The sequence below is a fragment of the Vibrio sinaloensis DSM 21326 genome, from assembly GCF_000189275.1.
Taxonomy (GTDB): domain Bacteria; phylum Pseudomonadota; class Gammaproteobacteria; order Enterobacterales; family Vibrionaceae; genus Vibrio; species Vibrio sinaloensis.
This window is the reverse complement of the sequence record NZ_AEVT01000117.1, coordinates 67,909-89,637: the sequence shown is the minus strand read 5'-3', so window position 1 is coordinate 89,637 and position 21,729 is coordinate 67,909. Positions and strand designations below refer to the sequence as shown.

At 46.5% G+C, this 21,729-nt stretch carries 17 protein-coding genes; 15 read left to right on the top strand and 2 right to left on the bottom strand.

All coding sequences use genetic code 11. The features are described from left to right. Window positions 1-263 precede the first annotated feature (263 nt). Window positions 264-3,884, top strand: coding sequence for an exodeoxyribonuclease V subunit beta (gene recB / locus RH45_RS20935; RefSeq protein ID WP_008081227.1), 3,621 nt, complete (start codon window positions 264-266; stop codon window positions 3,882-3,884). Then, window positions 3,884-5,986, top strand: coding sequence for an exodeoxyribonuclease V subunit alpha (gene recD / locus RH45_RS20930; protein WP_008081225.1), 2,103 nt, complete (start codon window positions 3,884-3,886; stop codon window positions 5,984-5,986). The genes recB and recD overlap by 1 nt, the downstream gene beginning before the upstream one ends. 33 nt (window positions 5,987-6,019) lie before the next feature. On the opposite strand, the gene RH45_RS23785 is transcribed toward recD, so the two are convergent. Both RH45_RS23785 and argA read right to left on the bottom strand, forming a co-directional pair. Then, window positions 6,020-6,199 carry a hypothetical protein gene (locus RH45_RS23785; protein WP_008081223.1) on the bottom strand — a complete coding sequence of 60 codons (180 nt, stop codon included), beginning with the start codon at window positions 6,197-6,199 and terminating at the stop codon, window positions 6,020-6,022. Between the two features lie 200 nt (window positions 6,200-6,399). Then, window positions 6,400-7,737 (bottom strand): amino-acid N-acetyltransferase, encoded by a 1,338-nt coding sequence (argA, locus tag RH45_RS20920; protein WP_008081220.1) that lies wholly within the window; start codon window positions 7,735-7,737, stop codon window positions 6,400-6,402. Between the two features lie 224 nt (window positions 7,738-7,961). On the opposite strand from argA, the gene RH45_RS20915 reads away from it, so the two are divergent. The 13 genes from RH45_RS20915 (at window position 7,962) to RH45_RS20855 (ending at window position 21,669) form a co-directional block, all read left to right on the top strand. Continuing rightward, entirely contained in the window at window positions 7,962-8,381 is a 420-nt protein-coding gene (locus RH45_RS20915) for a DUF2850 domain-containing protein (protein WP_008081219.1), read from the top strand. 69 nt (window positions 8,382-8,450) lie between these two features. Beyond that, window positions 8,451-9,554 carry a murein transglycosylase A gene (gene mltA / locus RH45_RS20910; protein ID WP_008081217.1) on the top strand — a complete coding sequence of 368 codons (1,104 nt, stop codon included), beginning with the start codon at window positions 8,451-8,453 and terminating at the stop codon, window positions 9,552-9,554. 86 nt (window positions 9,555-9,640) lie between these two features. Further along, the gene (tcdA, locus tag RH45_RS20905; RefSeq protein ID WP_008081215.1) at window positions 9,641-10,459 is read left to right on the top strand and encodes a tRNA cyclic N6-threonylcarbamoyladenosine(37) synthase TcdA; all 819 of its coding nucleotides are present in this window, start codon (window positions 9,641-9,643) and stop codon (window positions 10,457-10,459) included. A 12-nt stretch (window positions 10,460-10,471) separates the two neighbouring features. Further along, a complete protein-coding gene (gene csdE, locus RH45_RS20900; protein WP_008081213.1) occupies window positions 10,472-10,900 on the top strand; it encodes a cysteine desulfurase sulfur acceptor subunit CsdE in 429 nt (142 codons plus the stop codon). A gap of 171 nt (window positions 10,901-11,071) precedes the next feature. Further along, window positions 11,072-12,196 (top strand): bifunctional tRNA (adenosine(37)-C2)-methyltransferase TrmG/ribosomal RNA large subunit methyltransferase RlmN, encoded by a 1,125-nt coding sequence (locus RH45_RS20895; RefSeq protein ID WP_008081210.1) that lies wholly within the window; start codon window positions 11,072-11,074, stop codon window positions 12,194-12,196. A 323-nt stretch (window positions 12,197-12,519) separates the two neighbouring features. Next, window positions 12,520-13,467, top strand: coding sequence for a cytoskeleton protein RodZ (rodZ, locus tag RH45_RS20890; RefSeq protein WP_008081208.1), 948 nt, complete (start codon window positions 12,520-12,522; stop codon window positions 13,465-13,467). A gap of 8 nt (window positions 13,468-13,475) precedes the next feature. Beyond that, window positions 13,476-14,594: a flavodoxin-dependent (E)-4-hydroxy-3-methylbut-2-enyl-diphosphate synthase gene (gene ispG, locus RH45_RS20885; protein ID WP_008081207.1), complete on the top strand. Its 1,119-nt coding sequence runs from the start codon at window positions 13,476-13,478 to the stop codon at window positions 14,592-14,594. Window positions 14,595-14,640: 46 nt separating this feature from the next. Then, entirely contained in the window at window positions 14,641-15,909 is a 1,269-nt protein-coding gene (gene hisS / locus RH45_RS20880; protein WP_008081205.1) for a histidine--tRNA ligase, read from the top strand. Window positions 15,910-15,964: 55 nt separating this feature from the next. Continuing rightward, window positions 15,965-16,579, top strand: a complete 615-nt coding sequence (locus RH45_RS20875) for a YfgM family protein (RefSeq protein ID WP_008081202.1) — start codon at window positions 15,965-15,967, stop codon at window positions 16,577-16,579. A gap of 10 nt (window positions 16,580-16,589) precedes the next feature. Further along, a complete protein-coding gene (gene bamB / locus RH45_RS20870; RefSeq protein ID WP_008081200.1) occupies window positions 16,590-17,753 on the top strand; it encodes an outer membrane protein assembly factor BamB in 1,164 nt (387 codons plus the stop codon). 167 nt (window positions 17,754-17,920) lie between these two features. Continuing rightward, entirely contained in the window at window positions 17,921-19,405 is a 1,485-nt protein-coding gene (gene der / locus RH45_RS20865; RefSeq protein ID WP_008081198.1) for a ribosome biogenesis GTPase Der, read from the top strand. A gap of 98 nt (window positions 19,406-19,503) precedes the next feature. Further along, window positions 19,504-20,364, top strand: a complete 861-nt coding sequence (locus tag RH45_RS20860) for a hypothetical protein (RefSeq protein ID WP_008081197.1) — start codon at window positions 19,504-19,506, stop codon at window positions 20,362-20,364. Window positions 20,365-20,673: 309 nt separating this feature from the next. Next, a complete protein-coding gene (locus RH45_RS20855) occupies window positions 20,674-21,669 on the top strand; it encodes a sensor domain-containing diguanylate cyclase (protein ID WP_008081195.1) in 996 nt (331 codons plus the stop codon). Window positions 21,670-21,729 lie beyond the last annotated feature (60 nt).

Below are 21,729 nucleotides of genomic sequence, written 5' to 3'. Positions count from 1 at the left end.
CAAAGTAGGTGGCCGCCAGTAAATCATTATTGTGTAGGGCGTTCGCTGTACGGCCACAGGTCAGAGGGACCATGATAGGTTTGGTCTGTTGCAGCGGATCCGCTGCTCAACACGTGGGACGGATACTAGCGGTTAGGGCACGACTCTGCTGTGAGAGGGATCGCATTAAACTCTCACTTGTAAGGGATTTTTACTAATAAATCGCATTTTTAAGCTGGGATCACATTAGGTTCATAGCTTTACATTCTAAGGGCAATATTTCTATGACAGTGTCGTCTGTGGTAACTCCGCTAAATACCATGACGTTTCCCCTACACGGGGCTCGTTTAATCGAAGCATCGGCCGGTACCGGTAAGACATTTACCATCGCTGGTCTTTACCTACGCTTATTGCTAGGTCACGGCAGCGCAGAAACTCGTCATCAAGCGCCGTTAACGGTGGATCAGATATTAGTCGTGACGTTTACCGAAGCCGCAACCGCAGAATTGCGCGATCGAATTCGGGCCCGTATTCATGCGGCGAGGTTAGCGTTTTCCCGTGGCAGCAGTCACGATCCTGTTATTGCTCCTCTGTTGGAGGAGATGCCTGATCATAAACAAGCGGCGGAAGTATTGTTGCAAGCGGAGCGACAAATGGATGAGGCTGCGGTGTACACCATTCATGGTTTTTGCCAGCGGATGCTAACGCAAAATGCATTCGAATCAGGCAGTCGATTTAACAATGAATTTGTCACCGATGAGAGCCACTTAAAAGCGCAAATTGTCGCCGATTACTGGCGACGTAATTTCTATCCTCTACCAGTAAACCTTGCTGGTGAAGTGCGACGTATTTGGTCATCACCTGCGGCGCTGTTGCATGAGGTCTCCAATTATTTAACGGGTGCTCCGTTAACCTTATCGGTTCGTACAATGCAAGGCGGTTTGGCGGAGCTGCACAAACAGAATTTAGCGGCGATTGATGCACTCAAATCGGTGTGGCTGAGCCATCAAGAGGATTTGTTAGCGCTGATTAGCGACTCTGATGTCAACAAACGCAGCTACAGTAAGAAATCACTGCCACTTTGGTTGCAAGCGGTGAGTGACTGGGCGGCCAGCGAAACCACGAGTTATGACATACCTGAGCAGCTCGGCAAGTTTGCCCAGAATGTGCTGCTGGAAAAGACGCCGAAAGGCAATCCACCTACTCATGAGGTTTTTGCTCAGATTGAAGCATTTCTTGCTCAGCCAATCAGCCTGAAAGCTCCGATTTTGGCGCACGCTATTGACCACTGTCGCACTATGCTTGCCAAGGCTAAGGATCAGAAACAGTGGTTATCATTTGATGATTTGTTAACCAATCTCTCGGCATCAATTGATGGTGATGAAAGTCAGTTGCTCGCGGAACGTATTCGAACCTTGTACCCAGTGGCGATGATTGATGAATTCCAGGATACCGACCCACTTCAGTACAGTATCTTTAGCCGAATTTATCTCAATAACCCTGAATGTGGTTTGTTTATGATCGGTGACCCAAAGCAGGCGATTTACGGTTTCCGCGGCGCCGATATTTTTACTTATATCAAAGCGCGCAATCAGGTTTCCTCACACTTCACTTTGGGAACAAACTGGCGCTCGAGTGCCGATATGGTGGCGGCCGTGAATCAGATATTTCAGTTGCCCAGTAGCCCATTTATCTACGATCAAGACATCCCATTTTTAGCGGTTAACCACAGCCCGAAAGCGGAACAGCGGATTTGGACTATGGCAGGCCAAAAACAGCCAGCGCTGACTTATTGGTTACAAGAGTGCGAAGAAAAGCCGTTGCCTAAAGGTGAGTACCTTACCGCAATGGCAAAAGCGACAGCGGATCAGATACAAACGATTCTAACTGCAGCGCAAAACGGCGAAGCGCATTTTGAGCAGGGCGAACAACGACAGGCCATTCAAGCCGGTGATATCGCTGTATTGGTTCGCACGGGGAGCGAAGGGCGCATGGTCAAAGAAGCCTTAGCTTTGCAAGGTATTGCCAGTGTGTATTTGTCTAACCGTGACAGCGTGTTTGTCTCTTCGGTTGCGAGTGACGTGCAACGCTTACTCCAAGCCGTGTTAACCCCAGAAAATGATCGCGCTCTACGAGCGTGTTTGGCGTCTGAGCTGTTTGCTCTTGATGCAGGCACGCTCGATAAACTGAACAACGATGAGAACGAGTGGGAAAGCGCAATCAATGAGTTCAAAGAGTATCGGAAGCTATGGTTGCAACGCGGTGTTCTGCCGATGCTACGCAGTGTCATCAGTAAGCGTCACATTGCAGAGCGGTTACTCGAAGAGGCGGGAGGCGAACGCACACTGACTGACTTGATGCACATTGGTGAGCTGCTGCAACAAGCCACCAGCGAACTCGATAGTGACCATGGCCTGCTACGCTGGTTAGCTCAAGCCATCAGCGATGCATTAAATGGGCTTGGTGGCAGTGAAGACCAAATCCAGCGTCTTGAGTCGGAACGTAACTTAGTCCAGATCGTTACGATCCATAAGTCTAAAGGTCTGGAGTATGACCTGGTTTTCTTACCTTTCGTTCTCAGTTATCGAGAGGCCAGCGAAGCGAAGTATTATGATGCGGAGCAAGATCAGACCATCCTGGATATTACCAAGCAAGATGCAGCGCTCGCTCAGGCTGATAAAGAGCGTCTAGCAGAAGATTTACGTCTAATTTATGTGGCATTGACTCGTGCAGTCTACGGCTGTTTTATTGGTGCCGCGCCGCTAAGAAATGGACGCTCTAGCAAAGAACCAACCGGTGTCCATCACAGTGCTATGGGGTATTTACTGCAAGACGGCCAACAAGGTGGGATTGATGATTTAAGCCAGTCTATTGCTAAGCATGTTGACGGTTTAGACTGTGTTGTTTGCAGTGGCTTACCTAATGAGCATAATGCGCCGCTTGTCATTCAAGAGTCAGAGCAGCCTGAACTTTCGGCGAGAGAGCTGACTCAATCTATTGACCGTAATTGGCGCATTACCAGTTATTCAGGCTTAGTTAAGCAAGGCCACAGCCATGCGGTCGACGAGGCCTTAACCGACTTGATGCGTTTGGATGTCGACTCTTCTGGTGAGCAAGAGGAAGAGGAGTTGCTCGAGCCTGAAAAGACCATCTTTACCTTTCCACGCGGAGCGCGTCCCGGAACCTTTTTACATAGCCTGTTTGAGGAGGTTGAGTTTACGCAATCAGCCTGCAGTGAAGAGAACAGTGAAGTCATTCGTCACTTAATGGAAAGCGAGCAATTAGAGGAAGCGTGGTTGCCGGTGCTTCAGTCTTTGGTGGATACGGTGCTGGCGACCCCACTGGATGGTCAGTCTTTGCTGTTAAATCGAAAACAGCCCTCGCAACGACTGGTGGAAATGGAGTTTTTGTTACCAATTGAAGTGTTGTCTTCTCCTGCGCTTAACCGAGTTATCCAACGTCATGATCCACTGTCAGCCAAAGCGGGAGATTTAGGGTTTCAAACCGTGCAAGGCATGCTCAAAGGGTTCATCGATTTGGTGTTCGAAGATAGTGGCAAGTATTACGTTTTGGACTGGAAATCGAACTATCTAGGGGATGATGTGAGTTACTATCATGGGGATGCGCTCAAGGCCGCGATGGCTGAGCACCGTTATGATTTACAGTATCAGATTTACGCATTAGCGCTGCACCGCTTTCTCGCCAGTCGTTTACCTAATTACGACTATCAGCAGCATTTTGGTGGTGTCTACTATCTATTCCTACGAGGTATGGATGGAGAAAGTCGTCACGGTATTTTTTCTGCGAAGCCGAGTTTGGAATTGTTAGACGATATGGATCGTTTGATTGATGGTATGCCCATCGACACCAAATACAACAGTGCTGGTCAAGGAGAACTTATCTGATGGCGACACTTGTTTCTACGTTAGGTCTACTTGCAGACAAAGGTAATCTGCGCCAGTTGGACTACCAGTTTGCGCGTTTTATTTACAACCAATCGCAAGATGACAAGTTGGCGTTTATCGCTGGTGTGGTCAGTAGCGAGTTAGGTAAAGGGCATATCTGCTTGCCGTTAGTTGACGGCCAAGGCCAGGCTGTGGACCTCGCGGCTAAGCTTGGTTTGTTCGGTGAAGCAGCGTTATCTCTTAATCAACAGCTTATCGATATCGATTGGTTTCAGCTTCTCAGTCAATCGACCATCGTTGCCAATCAAGCTCAAGCAAAGCCATTAATTTTTGATGGCGAACGTTTGTATTTACATCGTTATTGGCACTATGAAGTCACCCTCGCTGAGCGCTTAAATAGCTTTGGGATACCCATGATCCTAAAGCCTGATGAGCAGCAAAAACTTACGGAATTACTCAACCATCTCTTTGCGCGAAACTATCGCTATTTATTTGAAAGTATTAAAAATGATCCAGATGTGACTCTGGTGAAGTTACAACGCTTAGTGTGTGACCATTTGGATGTGGTTAACGAGGAAATACTCGATTGGCCTGCCATAGGCCAAAAGCTTTCTGACGTCAGGACCATTGAGCAACTGTCGGTGCTGGATGAGCTTGTCCCACAGTCGGTTTGTGTGAACTGGCAGAAAGTCGCTGCGGCGATAGCGCTTACCAGGCGTTTTGCGGTGATCTCTGGAGGGCCGGGTACCGGTAAAACCACCACAGTAACCAAGCTTTTGGCCGCATTGATTGAGCAAGCGAAACAAGCAGGCGAAGCGCCGAGCATCAAATTGGTTGCCCCGACGGGTAAGGCAGCCGCTCGTTTGACGGAGTCGATTGGTAAAGCAATCTCCCAATTGCCTGTTGAACCTGAACTCAAAGCCGCGATACCGACTGATGCCAGCACTATTCATCGCTTGCTAGGGGCGATTCCAAACAGTGCAGAATTTCGACATCACCAGCAAAACCCTCTCCACCTCGATATTCTGGTGGTGGATGAGGCATCGATGGTCGATTTACCAATGATGTATAAGTTAGTCGCCGCTTTACCTAAGCATGCACGGCTTATCTTACTGGGTGATAAGGATCAGCTCGCGTCGGTTGAGGCGGGCGCGGTACTCGGTGATATCTGTTCTTTTAATCAGTTCGGTTACAGCGCAGGGCAAAGTCAAACTGTTGCCAAACTCACAGGCTATCAAACCTTGGTCAACACCAAAGGCAGTACAGCTATGATTGCAGACAGCCTGTGCATGTTGCAAAAAAGCTATCGATTTGATGCACGATCTGGAATTGGTCAGCTGGCTAAGGCTATCAATGCCGGTTCTGCTCAGCAGATCGATTGGGTGTGGCAAAAGCCATTTTCAGATATTGCTAAATATCCTATCGACAGCCAGCACTATGGGCAAATGGTGCAAACTATGGTCCATGAATATCGCGACTATTTACAACGCGCTGAACAAGCCTTGCTCGATACTGAAACCGGTCAACCAGAGTCCATTGAAACTCGAGCTAAAGCGGCGTTGGACGCATTCGCTAAATGTCGATTGTTGTGCGCCGTTCGTGAAGGGGACTTTGGTGTTGCAGGTTTAAATCAACGCATTGAGCGTGCGTTGGCAAGCCGTAAATTGATCCAGGTTCAAGACGAGCTTTGGTATCACGGGCGCCCTGTAATGGTGACGCGCAATGATCATGGCTTGGGTCTTTATAATGGTGATATTGGTATCTGTATTCGTGATGAAACGCAAAACAAGCTGAAAGTGTTCTTTGAATTGCCTGATGGCAGCGTAAAAGCAGTATTGCCTAGTCGTGTCCCTGAACATGAAACGGCGTATGCAATGACGATTCATAAATCTCAAGGCAGTGAGTTTGAGCACACGCTAATGATATTGCCGCCAGACTTCACCCCAATCTTAACTAGAGAGCTGATCTATACCGGGATTACACGAGCGAAAAAACAGTTAAGTTTGTATGTGGATGAACGCGTATTGAAACGAGGTATTAAGATTCGTACTGAGAGGGCGAGTGGGTTGGTGGATCGTTTATTAACTGGAGGGGAAGTCTAACCATCCCTGGTTAGGGTGTACATTCAGCAGCGATTACGCAAGAGCGGTTGAAAAGGAAATACTGCGTATTTGATACTTTTCTTGGTAGTTCAATATAAAAGCTTTAAGACCTTCTGAAACAGGGAAGACACAATGTACATCCTGTCCTTCTAGCAGGTCATTGTCTGCCATATCCCAAAAGCTCTGAATTGAATTACAAATAATAGTTTTCATCGAATAATGCTCTTAGTGACGTTGTTATCAACTTAAAGCAGTCCGTGCAACTTAGTGATTGACTAAGTAGAGATGAGTCCTATCGGCTCCTTTATTAAGGAGCCGAAATTTTAACCAATCAAGATTATGAAATAAAGAGAATAAAGCAGATTTTTCTGTCAACTTTATGAAAATATGTGTCTTAAATGAGACTGAGCTGCTTATAATTCAAGCGACAATATTTTTGATTTTCGTTGGTAGTTGTACAGGTTTTGTTTATGCGAAGGCAAAAATCTGACGTCCATTTCATGGAATCCTTGCTCTCTAAACCAGTGCAAGCTGTGAGTGGTTAACACAAAAATTTGTTGAATCCCTTGGGCTTTAGATTGTAAACGCATGTGGTTTAATAGCAGTAGGCCACGGTTACCATCTCGATACTCTGGGTGGATCGCAACGCATGCCATCTCGGCCATTTTCTCTTCCGGGTACGGATACAAAGCAGCGCAGCCAATGATTAAGCCATCTTTCTCAATGATGGTGAACTGCGGGATCTCTTGTTCGAGTTGTTCGCGGGATCGTCTAACAAGAACCCCCTGCTCTTCAAGGGGACGTATTAAGTCCAAAATACCGCCTATGTCATCAATGTCGGCCTGACGAACTTGCTCTGCACTGGCTTGAACCACTTGGGTACCGATACCATCGAGGGAGAACAATTCTTGTACCAGTGCGCCATCCATTTTGTAGCTCACAAGGTGACTTCGAGGTACTCCAGCATGGCAAGCAGAAATGGCAGCACGGAGAAAACGGAGTGTTCCGGACGAGTTGTCACTACTGTTATCGATGTCTTGTTCTATTTTGTTCAAGATTTGCTCAGCTTCACGCGGAAACAACTCGGCGACCGCATTACCTGCTTCATCTATGATGCCTTGCTCGGAACAAAAGCCAATCAGCTTGTCTGCTTTGAGTTTGATCGCAACTTGAGTCGCCACTTCTTCAGAGAGCAGGTTAAAAGACTCCCCCGTGACAGAGCTGGCAATGGGGCCAAGTAACACAATCGAGCCTTGATCCAACATTCGGTTAATGCCTTCAACGTCAATACGACGTATACGGCCGCTGTGGCAGTAGTCGACCCCGTCATCAACCCCAAGCGGTTGAGAGATAATAAAATTACCGCTGACAACGTTTAGTTGGGTACCCGCCATCGGCGTATTGCTCAAGCTCATTGACAGCTGGGCGGTGATGGAGAGCTGCAGTTGACCAGAGGCTTGCATGACATAGTTGAGAGCTTCTTCATCGGTAACACGAATGCCCTTGTGGTATGGGGTATTATGTTGATTTTGCTGTAGAATAGCGCTGATTTGAGGGCGCGCACCATGCACTAGCACAATCTTCACTCCTAGACTGTGCAGTAAGGCTAAGTCACTAATGATGTTAGAGAAGTTATGATCCGCAACCGCTTCGCCTCCTAGCATGATCACCATGGTTTTTCCTCGGTGAGCATTCACATAAGGAACAGACTGGCGGAATCCTTTAACAAGTGCTGTGTTTCTTATTTTCACGGTACAACCTGAAAGTGAATTTATATCTAACAATACTGCAATTTTATTCTTTTTTAGGCAAGTTGTTTTTTGGAACTGTACTCAAAATGCCGCGCTTGTTCGGTGGTGATGGTGCCCGTTCAGTGATATAGAAGGCGATATAGAGTCGAATGGCTCATATTCAGCCTGCTTATAGCGTGATTTCGTCGTACACTAATTAGATAGGTGATGTTATTAGTACCGCAATGGTCAAGAATAAAGTGGATAAAACAAGCTCCAACAAAAAGAGAGTCATTGAACGCACCCTCCAACTGCTGTTTCTCGCAGCGTTGGCGGCAGTGATCGCATTGACGATTCCACTTTATAACTATTATCTTTCGGTGACTTTTCCTAAATCCAATGTATACGGAACTTGGGTTGAGCAGAACGTCGCCAGTTACTCTGCGGAAGAGTTTGTCCTTGGGCCTAGTGGCGTATCGATTAACGGTGGCATTGTTGACACCGAATACAGCTTCGATGGTGCGTTTGTAGAGTATCGGGTTGGAGAGTCGGTTCGTCGCTTTCAGGTATTGAATGAAAACTTTACCGAGATGAAACTGATCTCCCAACCTCACTACCAACCTGTGTATCGTTTGTCAGAAAAGTTTAAAAATAACATTCGTTAACCTCTCTCTCGTTGCGCAACTTGGCTGAGTTTGTCATGCTCAGCTAATTGCTGGAGAGGAAACAAATCTGTGTTCAAAAAATATCTTCCTATCGTTGCGGCAGCCGTGTTATTTGGCTGTGCACAACCTAATGAACGAGCTCAACAATACGTCGATGGTGAATTCAACTCAATTTTGAATAAAACCTCAGTTGTTGAATCAGACAAACCGCGTGATTTTACCGAGTTTCACAAACAAGCTGAGCAAGTGGTCAATAAATCCAGCTCGATGGCGAAAGTGTATCAGCCTTTGTATGAGAAGCTGAATGAGTGGGTACTGCAAAGTGGTGACCCTAGTGAACTTGCTAATTTTGGTATTCAAACGGCGCAGTTCGGTGGTGGTGACAAGAAAGGCAATGTTCTTTTCACGGGTTACTTTTCCCCTGTGATGGAGCTGCGTCACCATGCCAATGAAACCTATAAATACCCTGTTTACGCGAAGCCAAATTGTGACAAGAACTGCCCGACACGAGCCGAAATTTATTCTGGTGCTTTAGCAGGACAAGGTCTTGAGCTTGGTTATGCGGCCAATCGTATTGATCCGTTTCTGATGGAAGTGCAGGGGAGCGGCTTTGTTCATTTTGAAGATGACGATACGCTCGAGTACTTTGCATACGGCGGCAAAAACAATAAAGCGTATGTCAGTATTGGTCGAGTATTGATTGAGCGTGGCTTAGTACCGCGTGAGAAAATGTCGATGAAAGCGATCAAAGACTGGGTCATGGAAAACGATGAAGCAACCGTACGTGAAGTATTAGAGCAGAATCCATCTTACGTGTTCTTCTCTCCACAAGCCGATGCGCCTGTGACAGGCTCTGCTGGAATTCCGCTATTACCGATGGCATCGGTGGCTGGTGACCGTTCTATTTTACCGATGGGGACTCCGATCTTAGCGGAGGTTCCACTATTAAATGCCGATGGCTCATGGAGTGGTGCACATCAGTTACGTCTTCTTATCGTATTAGATACCGGGGGCGCAGTTAAACAAAACCACCTTGATCTATACCACGGTATGGGGCCAAGAGCAGGTACCGAAGCGGGCCATTACAAACACTTCGGCCGAGTGTGGAAATTGGGCTTAGAGGGGAGCGCAACACAAGCGCCTTGGGCATTGCCGCCAGAGAAGTTACAATAGACTTTCTCATCTAGACTTTTTAATAAAGAGTGCGTATAAAACGCACTCTTTGTTTTTGTACTCTGATATTGCGGAAGAACAGCATCATGCGTGAACTCGATACACCAGCTTCTGATAGCTACAACCAACGCTTTGGCGGGACTCGTCGTCTTTACGGTAACAGTGAAGTCGAGATACTGCGCGCGGCTCATGTCTGTGTCGTCGGGATCGGTGGTGTCGGGTCATGGGCGGTAGAGGCTTTAGCGCGTACTGGTGTAGGCGAGTTAACCTTAATTGATATGGACGATGTATGCGTCACTAACATCAACCGCCAAATTCACGCGATGTCGGGAACCGTAGGTCAAAGCAAAATTGAAGTGATGGCTGAGCGCGTCAAATTGATCAACCCAGAATGTAAGGTCAATTTGATTGATGATTTCATCGGCCCAGACAATCAGCATGAGTACTTAACTAAAGAGTACGATTATGTGTTGGATGCCATCGATAGCGTCAAAGCAAAAGCTTCGCTGCTGGCGTATTGTCGCAGCAACAAAATCAAAGTGATCACTACCGGTGGTGCGGGTGGTCAGGTGGATCCGACTCAGATTAAAGTCGCAGATTTAACCAAAACCATCCAAGACCCATTGGCGAAAAAAATCAAAGATACTTTACGTCGTCATCACAACTTCCCAACCAATCCTGCCCGTAAGTTTGGTATTGAATGCGTGTTTTCTACTGAGCAGTTAAAGTACCCACAACCTGATGGCAGCGTTTGTGGCGTAAAAGCGACGGCTGAAGGGCCAAAGCGCATGGACTGTGCGAGTGGTTTTGGTGCCGCGACTGTCGTCACGGCAAGCTTTGGCTTTGTTGCGGTATCACACATTGTTGAAAAGCTGATTCAAAAGCACAGCAGTAAATCGTCTTAAGAGGGTAAGTTGATGTCACCATTTCCAATGTCACCTTTTGGCGGTGAAATTAGCGCAGAGGATATTGTTGCAACCATGCAGGGTTTCTCTGGCTGGGAAGACCGCTATCGTCAAGTCATCCAGTGGGGCAAGAAACTGCCTAAAATGCCTGATGAATTAAAATCGGATTTGGTCACTGTCGCGGGCTGTGAAAGCCAAGTGTGGCTAGTGAGTGAGCAAGTTGATGGAGTATGGTATTTCTGCGCGGACTCCGATGCACGTATCGTACGTGGCCTGATCGCTTTGGTTATGGCGGCATTTGACGGTAAGAGCCAGCAAGCAATCCAACAGTTTGATGTTGATGATTACTTTGACAAGCTGGGATTGATTGCCCACCTAAGCCCTTCTCGAGGTAATGGTTTGAAAGCCATTATTGAGCAGATTCAGCAAGTCGCTCGCTAACTCCATTTCTTAGCAACCCGCGTAATTCGCGGGTTGTTTGTTGTTGTACAAAAAATAATCGTTTGTATATTAAAGTCTTAAAAAATACGTGGCTTTACAACCCTTGTTGTCACTGCGTAAAGGCTGTACAATTCGCGCCCTTAATTAATGTTCCGTCGCTTGAGAGGCCACATGACCACTGAAAAAATCAATCTACTCGACTTTGATCGTCAAGGTTTGCGTAAGTTCTTTGCTGATGAACTCGGCGAGAAGGCGTTCCGTGCTGATCAGGTCATGAAGTGGATCTATCATTTCGGTGTCGATAACTTCGATAACATGACCAACATTAACAAGAAGTTGCGCGAAAAATTGCAGCGTCGTTGTGAAATTGTTGCTCCGACTGTTGCCGAAGCTCAGCACTCTTCTGACGGTACCATTAAATGGGCAATGAAAGTCGGCGATCAAGACGTTGAAACGGTGTACATTCCTGAAGATGACCGCGCGACATTGTGTGTCTCTTCGCAAGTAGGTTGTGCGCTTGAATGTAAGTTCTGCTCGACGGCTCAGCAAGGCTTTAACCGCAACTTGAAAGTGTCTGAAATCATTGGTCAGGTATGGCGTGCTGCACGTGAAATCGGTCTTGAGAAAGAAACTGGCCGTCGCCCAATTACCAACGTCGTTATGATGGGGATGGGTGAGCCGTTACTGAACATGAAAAACCTGATCCCAGCGCTTGAACTGATGCTTGATGACCTAGGGTTTGGTTTGTCTAAACGTCGTGTTACGGTGTCAACGTCAGGCGTTGTATCTGGCCTCGATCAGATGACAGGTAAAATTGATGTGGCGCTTGCCATTTCACTGCATGCTCCAAATGACAAGCTTCGTAGTGACATCATGCCAATTAACGATCGTTGGGATATTGAAGATTTCTTAGCTTCAGTTCGTCGTTACATCCAGTCATCAAATGCCAACCGCGGCAAAGTGACGGTTGAGTACGTGTTACTTGATCACGTGAACGATGACATGGACCATGCTCGTGAGCTGGCGGAATTGTTGAAAGATACGCCTTGTAAAATCAACTTAATTCCATTTAACCCATACCCTGGTTCTCCATACAAGAAGCCAAGCAACTCACGTATCGACCGTTTCCAAAAAACACTCATGCAGTACGAACACACGGTGACAGTGCGTAAAACACGCGGTGATGATATTGACGCGGCATGTGGTCAGTTAGTGGGTGATGTTATCGACCGAACTAAGCGTACGGCGATCATTAAAGCGGCGAAAGGCGAAGCAATTGAAGTGAAAGCGGTATAAGACCTAAGTCTAAAGTCGTAAAGCCAGAGCCCAGCTCTGGCTTTTTTGTTACATCAATACACAGTTATTTTGTCAAATTACGGAAAAACCTTGAGCTGACTGTAAATTATGCACTTCTCCTATGTTGTTTCGTGCTTGATATCTATTAGAATTGAAAGTTAACACTCTAAAGAGTCATCTTTGCTATTTTGTGGGGTGTTAACCAATTAGGAGTATTTAACTCCAAAACAAATTCACTGGGTACAAACGGAACATCACTACCAATAATGAATAACTAAAGTGATGATAATTGTACTCATTAAGTCAAGAGATTAACCACGACTATGACAGCTGAACACGAGACAACAGCACCAGAACACACTTTTTCTGCCACAGAAGCAGGAACGCTGCTAAAAAACAAACGAGAACAATTAGGACTAAGTCAAAAACAAATCGCGGATCGATTAAGACTGCGTGTTTCTATTATTGAAAGTATCGAAAACAATCAATTCTCCTCCGATCTTGTGGCAACTTTTACTAAAGGCTACTTGCGCTCATACGCCAAGGCGGTTGGCATTAAAGAATCGGTTATATTAGCTGCTTATGAGCACTCCAATGATGAACCCGTCGAAGAGCAGACGATGCAGAGCTTTTCTCGTCAGACTAAGCGCGAGAAGCACGATAGCCGCATAATGATCATTACATGGGGTATTGTGTTAGTTATTGTTGGCATCTCTTCCGTTTGGTGGTGGCAGAATCAAGACTCAGACATCATTGATCTTACCCAAGTTACTGAACAGGAACTTGAGATTGAGCAGCAAATAGAAAATGCTCAAAACTCAGAGTTAGCGACTGAGTTGCCAGCAGAAATAACAGTCGATGCCATCGAAGAACCTTTACCTGAACAGGCCCCAGTGCTAGAAGCGCCTGAGGCTTTGGTAGAAGAGGCGCTCGATGCCGTGACCGAACCTAATGAAGTCAGCGAGCCTGTGGCGGAATCTAAGCCTGCAGACACACCTACTGAGGCTGATGAGCCGACTTCGCCAAGTGTTGCCGAAAATTTATTGGTGATGACTTTTAACGGTGATTGCTGGATTCAGGTGAAAGACAAATCCGGTAAAACCATTTCAACTGGCGTGAAAAAAGCCGGTCAAACGTTAGAATTGAGTGCTGAAATGCCCTATAAACTGGTTTTAGGTGCTCCTGAAAACGTTTCAATGACATTAGCAAGTGAACCTGTCGACCTTTCTGGGTATACTTCAGGCAAAGTAGCAAGATTCACCTTACCTTAGAAATTACTATGCAATACGAATCTCCTATAAAACGTCGCCCATCGACTCGTATCTATGTGGGCGACGTACCTATTGGTGACGGTGCCCCGATTGCCGTGCAATCGATGACCAACACCAGAACAACAGACGTGGAAGCGACTGTTGCACAAATTAAATCACTGGAAAATGTCGGTGCTGATATCGTTCGTGTGTCAGTTCCAACGATGGATGCTGCGGAAGCATTCAAGCAAATTAAGCAGCAGGTGAATATCCCTCTCGTTGCGGATATCCACTTTGACTACCGTATCGCTCTGCAAGTCGCGGAGTATGGGGTCGACTGTCTTCGAATTAACCCTGGCAATATCGGTAAAGAAGACCGAATTCGTGCTGTGGTTGATTGTGCGCGTGACAAAAACATTCCAATTCGAATTGGGGTGAACGGTGGCTCGCTAGAAAAAGACATTCAGATGAAATATGGCGAACCGACTCCGGAAGCGCTGGTTGAATCTGCTATGCGTCACGTCGACATTCTTGACCGTCTTAACTTTGACCAGTTCAAGGTAAGCGTTAAAGCGTCAGATGTCTTCTTGGCCGTTGACTCATACCGACTACTCGCGAAGAAAATTGATCAACCACTGCATCTCGGTATTACCGAAGCTGGTGGTGCTCGTGCAGGCGCGGTTAAGTCTTCAGTAGGTCTGGGAATGCTCCTTGCGGAAGGCATTGGTGATACGTTACGTATCTCATTAGCTGCAGACCCTGTTGAAGAAATCAAAGTAGGCTTTGATATTTTGAAGTCACTGCGTATTCGCTCTCGCGGTATCAATTTTATCGCTTGTCCGAGTTGTTCTCGCCAAGAGTTCGATGTGATCGGTACGGTTAACGCACTTGAGCAGCGTCTCGAAGATGTGATTACACCAATGGACGTCTCGATCATCGGCTGCGTCGTGAATGGACCAGGCGAGGCGGAAGTATCGCACCTTGGTCTTGCAGGCAGCAACAAGAAGAGCGCTTTCTACGAAGATGGTAAGCGTCAAAAAGAGCGTTTTGATAATAACGACCTTGTTGACCAGCTAGAAGCGAAGATCAGAGCGAAAGCGTCGACACTGGATGCGGCTAATCGTATCGACATTAAAGTACAAGATTAATCTCAACGTAACCCAAATTACGGTAACCATTTTACGGTAAAGAACTGTGGCAAAGAAAATCCAAGCAATTCGAGGCATGAACGATTGCCTTCCAACTCAATCACCGCTGTGGCAAAAGTTAGAAAACACAGTGAAGAACGTAATTAGCGCATACGGTTATAACGAAGTGCGCATGCCAATCGTTGAGATGACCCATCTATTCAGTCGCGCTATCGGTGAAGTAACCGACGTGGTTGAGAAAGAAATGTACACGTTTGAAGACCGTAATGGCGATAGCTTAACGCTACGTCCTGAAGGGACTGCGGGTTGTGTGCGTTCTTGTATTGAAAACAGTTTGATCAACCGTGATGAACAGCGCCTATGGTACATGGGCCCGATGTTCCGTCACGAGCGTCCACAAAAAGGTCGTTACCGTCAATTCCACCAGTGTGGTGTTGAAGTATTTGGTATTGATGGCCCTGACGTTGATGCTGAACTCATCATGATGACGGCGCGTTTGTGGCGTGAGCTAGGCATTGATAAGCATGTCCGCTTAGAGTTGAACTCTATTGGCTCACTCGATGATCGTGCAAATTACCGTACTGCACTGATTGCTTTCTTAGAGCAGCATATTGATATTCTGGATGATGATTGTAAACGTCGCATGCACACCAACCCTTTGCGTGTACTGGATACTAAGAACCCAGATGTGCAAGCGATTTTGGGTGATGCGCCACGTCTTTCTGATTACTTAGGTGAAGAGTCAAAAGAACATTTTGCAGGTCTTTGTGAACTTCTTGACGCTGCGGGTATCGAATACACAGTTAATGAACGTTTAGTTCGTGGTTTGGACTATTACAACCGCACAGTATTTGAGTGGATTACTGAAAGCTTAGGTGCTCAAGGTACCGTTTGTGGTGGTGGTCGCTACGATGGCCTAGTTGAGCAACTCGGTGGTAAAGCAACCCCAGCAGTAGGTTTTGCTATGGGGCTTGAGCGTCTGGTTCTTATGCTAGAAACCCTTGAGCTGACTGACGTACGCCGTAGCGTTGACGTTTACATGGTGACAGCGGGTGAAGGCACTATGCTGGCCGGAATGAAGCTTGCGGAGCTATTGCGTGAACAGGTACCTGGCCTGCGCGTCATGAACCACTTTGGTGGTGGCAGCTTCAAGAAACAATTCAAGCGTGCTGACAAAGTTGGCGCCGCCGTTGCGTTAGTGTTAGGCGAAAACGAAGTCGCTGACAACAGCGTGGTATTAAAAGACCTGATTGGCGGTACTCAAGAGACTTACAGCCAAGCAGACGTTATCGCTAAGCTAGCGGAACTGGTTTAACTATTTAGATTGAGGTGGCGACATAGCTCGCCACTTTTTTACAAGAGGACAGGAAGTGGAACTCTACGATTCTGAAGAACAACAAGTAGAAGCAATCAAAGATTGGTGGAAAGAGAACGGTAAAGCGGTCATCTTTGGCGCGGTTATCGGTCTTGGTGGCCTGTTCGGTTGGCGATACTATCAAGATTCAGTAACAGCAGCTCAAGAAGCCGCGTCTGAGAGCTACACCAAAGCCGTACAAGCGTTGGCAGCTAAAGGTGCAGAAGGCGAAGCTGCAGTTCAAAGCTTTATTGATGCAAACAAAGAGACTCAATACGCTGTTCTTGCGGCACTTCAACTGGCAAAAGTGCAAGTGGAAGCGGGTAACTTAGACGAAGCGCTCGCGCAGTTAGAGTGGGCTAAAACGGCGACAAAAGATGAAGCTGTCTCTGCGGTAATTAACTACCGCCTAGCACGTCTTAAAGCAGAGCAAGGTGATTTCGATGCAGCGATCGCTGAGCTGAGCGCGATTGGTGATGAAAGCTGGGCTGGGCGAGTTGCAGAATTGCGTGGTGACATCCTACTGCGTAAAGGCGATTCGCAAGCGGCGTACGCAGCGTACACTGAAGCTCAACAAGCTGGTGACGCGAGTCAAACGCTACAAATGAAATTGGATGACCTAGCCAAATAAGGGCGAGTGCATGAAGGAAATGCTTAAAAAGGCACTTACTGCAGCGGTTTTGACTGGCATTCTCGCAGGTTGTGCAAGTGAAGAAGATACCATCGTGATGGCTCCGGTGCCTCAAGTGGCGAGCGAGTTTACTCCTCAAAGCGTGTGGAGTGCTTCAGTGGGTGATGGTGTGGACTCCTACTATTCAAAATTGTCGCCTGCTTACGCTTACGACAAGGTCTTTGTTGCAAGCCGAGATGGGGATGTGAAAGCGCTTGACCCTGAAACGGGTAAAACGATTTGGCAGCAGGCCATTGAGAGCGACGATGTCTCACCTCGTTTATCTGGCGGTATTACCGCGGCATACAGTCAGTTGTTTATTGGCAGTGAAAACGGTGAAGTTGTTGCTCTGAATGAAGAAACAGGTGATCTGAACTGGCGTGTTGAAGTGGATGGTGAAGTCTTAGCGGCACCTGCGACAGACAGCAATCTCGTGATTGTTCATACCAACAAAGGCACGCTAATCGCGCTTGATCAACAAGATGGCAGCCAAAAATGGGCAATCAGTACGGAAGTACCTAACCTGACATTGCGTGGTAACAGTGCACCCGTTACCGTTTCAGGTGGCGTGTTCTGGGGCACCGCTAATGGTCGATTAGCGGCTGCGATCGCTGAACGTGGCCAGCTTATCTGGCAACAACCGATTGGTTTGCCACAAGGGGCGACGGAAATTGATCGTTTGGTCGATGTTGATGCCAGTCCTCTTGTTTTAGGTAGCACACTTTACATAATTGGTTATAACGGCCAATTGACGGCGATTGATTTGAGAACCGGTAAACCGGCTTGGAAACGCAATTATTCGTCAGCGACCGACATTGCCAGCGATGGTAGCCGTCTATTCATTGTTACGGATAAAGATCACTTAGCGGCATTTGATGCTCGAAGTGGTACTGAGCTGTGGAAAAATGAGCAGCTAGAACATCGCTTGTTGACGGCTCCTGCCGTAGTGAACGGTTATATTGTGGTTGGTGATAGTGAAGGCTTCCTTTACTGGATCGATCGTAATAGTGGCGAGTTTGTTTCTAAGCAAGAAGTTAGCAGCAGTGGCTTTGCGGTACCACCTGTGGTTATCCCAGATGGTTACGTCATTACCACCCGTAATGGCGATGTAAAGAAACTGACGATCAACGAGTAATCGTGTGATATAATTCACATTCGGCTCCTAGCTGGTAACAGTTGGGGGCCGTTTGTTTGTTTTGAAAACAATAAGTTACATGTGGTTATAGGTAAGTCGCTAGAATTATGAAATTGGCGAATTGTTACCTATAACTACATAAAGAAAAGAATATTGTAGAGGTTGTTATGGTACCTGTTGTTGCTCTGGTAGGGCGTCCAAACGTTGGTAAATCAACGTTGTTTAACCGACTGACTCGCACTCGTGACGCTTTGGTTGCGGACTTCCCTGGCTTAACTCGTGACCGTAAATATGGCCAAGCTAAGCTTGGTGAACATGAATTTATCGTTATTGATACCGGTGGTATTGATGGCACGGAAGAAGGTGTTGAAACCAAAATGGCACAGCAGTCGCTAGCCGCGATTGATGAAGCAGATGTTGTGTTGTTTATGGTGGATGGTCGTGCTGGCTTAACTGCTGCAGACGAAGCGATCGCACAGCACCTACGTAAGCTTGAAAAGCCATCTATGCTAGTGGTCAACAAGGTTGATGGTATTGATGCTGACGCGGCAAGTGCTGAATTCTGGCAACTTGGTGTCGAGAACATGTATCAAATCGCTGCGGCACATGGTCGCGGTGTGACGGCTTTGATTGATCTGGCGCTGAATCCGTTTGCTGAAAAGCTATTGGAAGAAAGCAAAGGTGAGTTGGAAGATCTCACTGGTTTCGAAGATGAAGAACAAGATAAGCTAGACTACACCGAAGAAGAGGCTGAGCAAGAGTTCAACCGTCTGCAAGATCAGCCTATTAAGCTGGCGATTATCGGCCGACCTAACGTGGGTAAATCAACCTTAACGAACCGTATTCTTGGTGAAGAACGTGTGGTTGTTTACGATATGCCTGGCACGACCCGCGACTCTATCTACATTCCTATGGAACGTGATGGTCGTGAGTACGTACTAATTGATACGGCTGGTGTACGTCGACGTACTCGTATCAATGAGACGGTAGAAAAGTTCTCAGTAGTAAAAACGCTTAAAGCCGTCGAAGATGCTAACGTGGTTATGCTCGTGATTGATGCGCGTGAGAACATTTCTGATCAAGACTTAAGTCTACTAGGCTTTGCGCTTAACGCGGGTCGCTCTATTGTGATCGCGGTAAACAAGTGGGACGGTCTAGATACTGACGTTAAAGAGCATGTGAAGAAAGAACTGGACCGCCGTCTAGGTTTTGTGGACTTTGCTCGTATTCACTTTATCTCAGCACTGCACGGTACAGGCGTTGGTCACCTGTTTGAATCGGTTCAAGAAGCGTACAAGTCGGCAACAACTCGCGTAGGCACATCGGTTCTTACTCGTATTATGAAGATGGCAACAGACGATCACCAACCTCCTATGGTTCGCGGGCGTCGTGTGAAACTCAAGTATGCACACGCAGGTGGCTACAACCCACCTATCGTTGTTATCCACGGTAACCAAGTGAATGAATTGCCAGATTCTTACAAGCGTTATCTGATGAACTACTACCGTAAGTCTTTGGAAATTATGGGAACACCGATTCGCATTATCTTCCAAAGTAGCGACAACCCATTTGAAGGTAAGTCGAATAAGATGACATTATCTCAAGAGCGTAAACGTAAACGCTTGATGAGCATGATGAAAAATCGCAAATAATTAAGCTTGTCTAACGGGTTAGATAAAGCGATGAATGAATAAATAAAAGCGCCGTAGATCGACTACCGGCGCTTTTTCGCATTATTGAGGTCTTAAAAATGCGCGTCACTGCGACTATTACTCAGTTTTGCCACAACACTTGGCAACTGCAATCAAATGTTCAAATGACCAAGCAAGATGAAGAGTTTCTGCTGGTTGTGACTGAAAGAACGCCTTTCCATCCTGTTAGCCATATCTGGCCTGATCATCCTGCAGACCGTGGTACGCTCAATGGGCACTCGGTTTTAGATTGTCAGATAGGCGCTGTTGAGCTCGAAAGCGGCGAATTATTTGTTGGTAAAGCAATCCCTGTAAAACGAGATGAACCTGGCTGGGTGTTTGTTGTCGTGCATTGTCTCGCCGGCAATGTTACTGAGATTAATGAAAACGATGTTGTAACGCTAGAGGTTGATAAAGCTTATCAACTGAGTTTGAGCCGCGGCCATAGTGCCGGACACATTGCGTATCTGGCACTCAATAAAGTTTTGGTCGAAGGGGGCTACTGGCGTAAGGACGCAGATAGAAAAGATCCGCATGGAAACTATGACTTTAACAGTTATGCACAAGAAAGCAGTTTTGTAAGTGAAGACCAATGTGTCGACACCTATCGATTGGGCAAGACATTGCGCAAGAGAGGTCTTAACAGCGCGGATGTTGTGCAAGATTTGAGTGTGATTGAAGAGCAGGTTAATCAGCAGATTGCCGCTTGGTTATCTCTGGGCTCTGATATTGTAGTGGAATGTTCTGGTGAGCGATTAACAGACTCGAGATATTGGTTATGTGATCTGAATGAAGGGGAGATAGCAAAGATACCCTGCGGCGGGACTCATGTGTCTTCTTTGAAAGAATTTTCAATAATATCAACGTCTTTAAGACAGGTTGATGAGCAAAACATTGAAATGCGCAGTCATGTAAAGTAAATATTGCTTCAGATGGATCGTTTTATTTAATTCTGTAAATAATTTTATTTTTGTATTAATTGGAGTTTTTTGCTTTTTAAAATCCAAATGCAGCATATGTAACTTATGCTTTCGGTATGTGGTTATATAAATGTTCTTTTTGGGGGTGATCGCTGATCACATTGGCTTTTGCCGATGATCTTGTAGAGATCTTAATATGTGATTCACTCCAAAGTAGCAGAATAAATTCGCAACTGTGCTGATCGTCGACGTATTGCGTAGCGTAAATGTTACAATATGTGAGAATAATATAATAATAGAGTTAGCCTTATGTGCCATGGATCTCTTCTTCAAGCGCATAGAGAAGTAAACAAGCTGCTTGGCAAGCTCGCGCTCGGAATGGGTCAAGCAGAGCTCAACAAGCGTGTCGTGTCGTTGTCGGAAACGTGGTTTGGTCAACGAAGAGCGTCGATCCTGCGATTAGGTAGTAACAAGCAGCAGCTGTATCTAGAATATGCGCCAAATTTGCCTGATTTCTATAACCAAGCCATCGAAGGTGTGCATATTGGCCCCGAAGTCGGTAGCTGTGGAGCGGCGGCGTACCTTAAAAAATCGGTCGTTGTCGAAGACATCAACACGCATCCGAATTGGGCGCCATTTACGGAGCTTACTCAGCAATCTAACTTACATGCCTGCTGGTCCGTTCCTATTTTATCTAGCAAAGACAGCGTAATGGGCACCTTTGCTATCTACAGTTCAGAGCCTTCTTCGCCTACACCTAATGAGTTAGAAGTATTAGAAATGCTCGCCGCTCTCTATGCTGTCGCATGGGAAAAGTACCAACTAGAACATCAGCTTCATTACTACGCCAGCTTCGATTCGTTGACTGGATGCCTCAATCGTCGAGCACTGTTGCACCGAGCCAGTGATGCTCTTAATGCAGACCACACCTACATCGCCTGCTTCTTTGCCGATATCGATAAATTCAAGCAGATCAATGATCGCTATGGTCACGAAGTCGGAGATAAGGTGTTGGCTTCCGTTGGGCATGCGTTTAAACAGGTATTTCATCAACCAGGGCTCTGTGGCCGTTATGGTGGTGACGAGTTTGTAGCCTTTGCGTTTTCTGAGGATGAAATCCAACTTGAGCAACTGAAATCGCAAGTCGAGCAGGCGCTTGCTTTACTTGCCCCTGTTGAAGGACTGAATATCCGAGTCAGTATTGGTAGTAGTGTGAGAAAACTGAGTGAGTTGTGTTCATTGCAACGGTTGATTCAACTTGCCGATCATCAAATGTATCAGGTAAAACACGCAAATCGCCGATGACGGAGATCATAGTAACCCTGAGCTGAATTGCTATGATAATCAAAAAGTGGTTTAGATTGC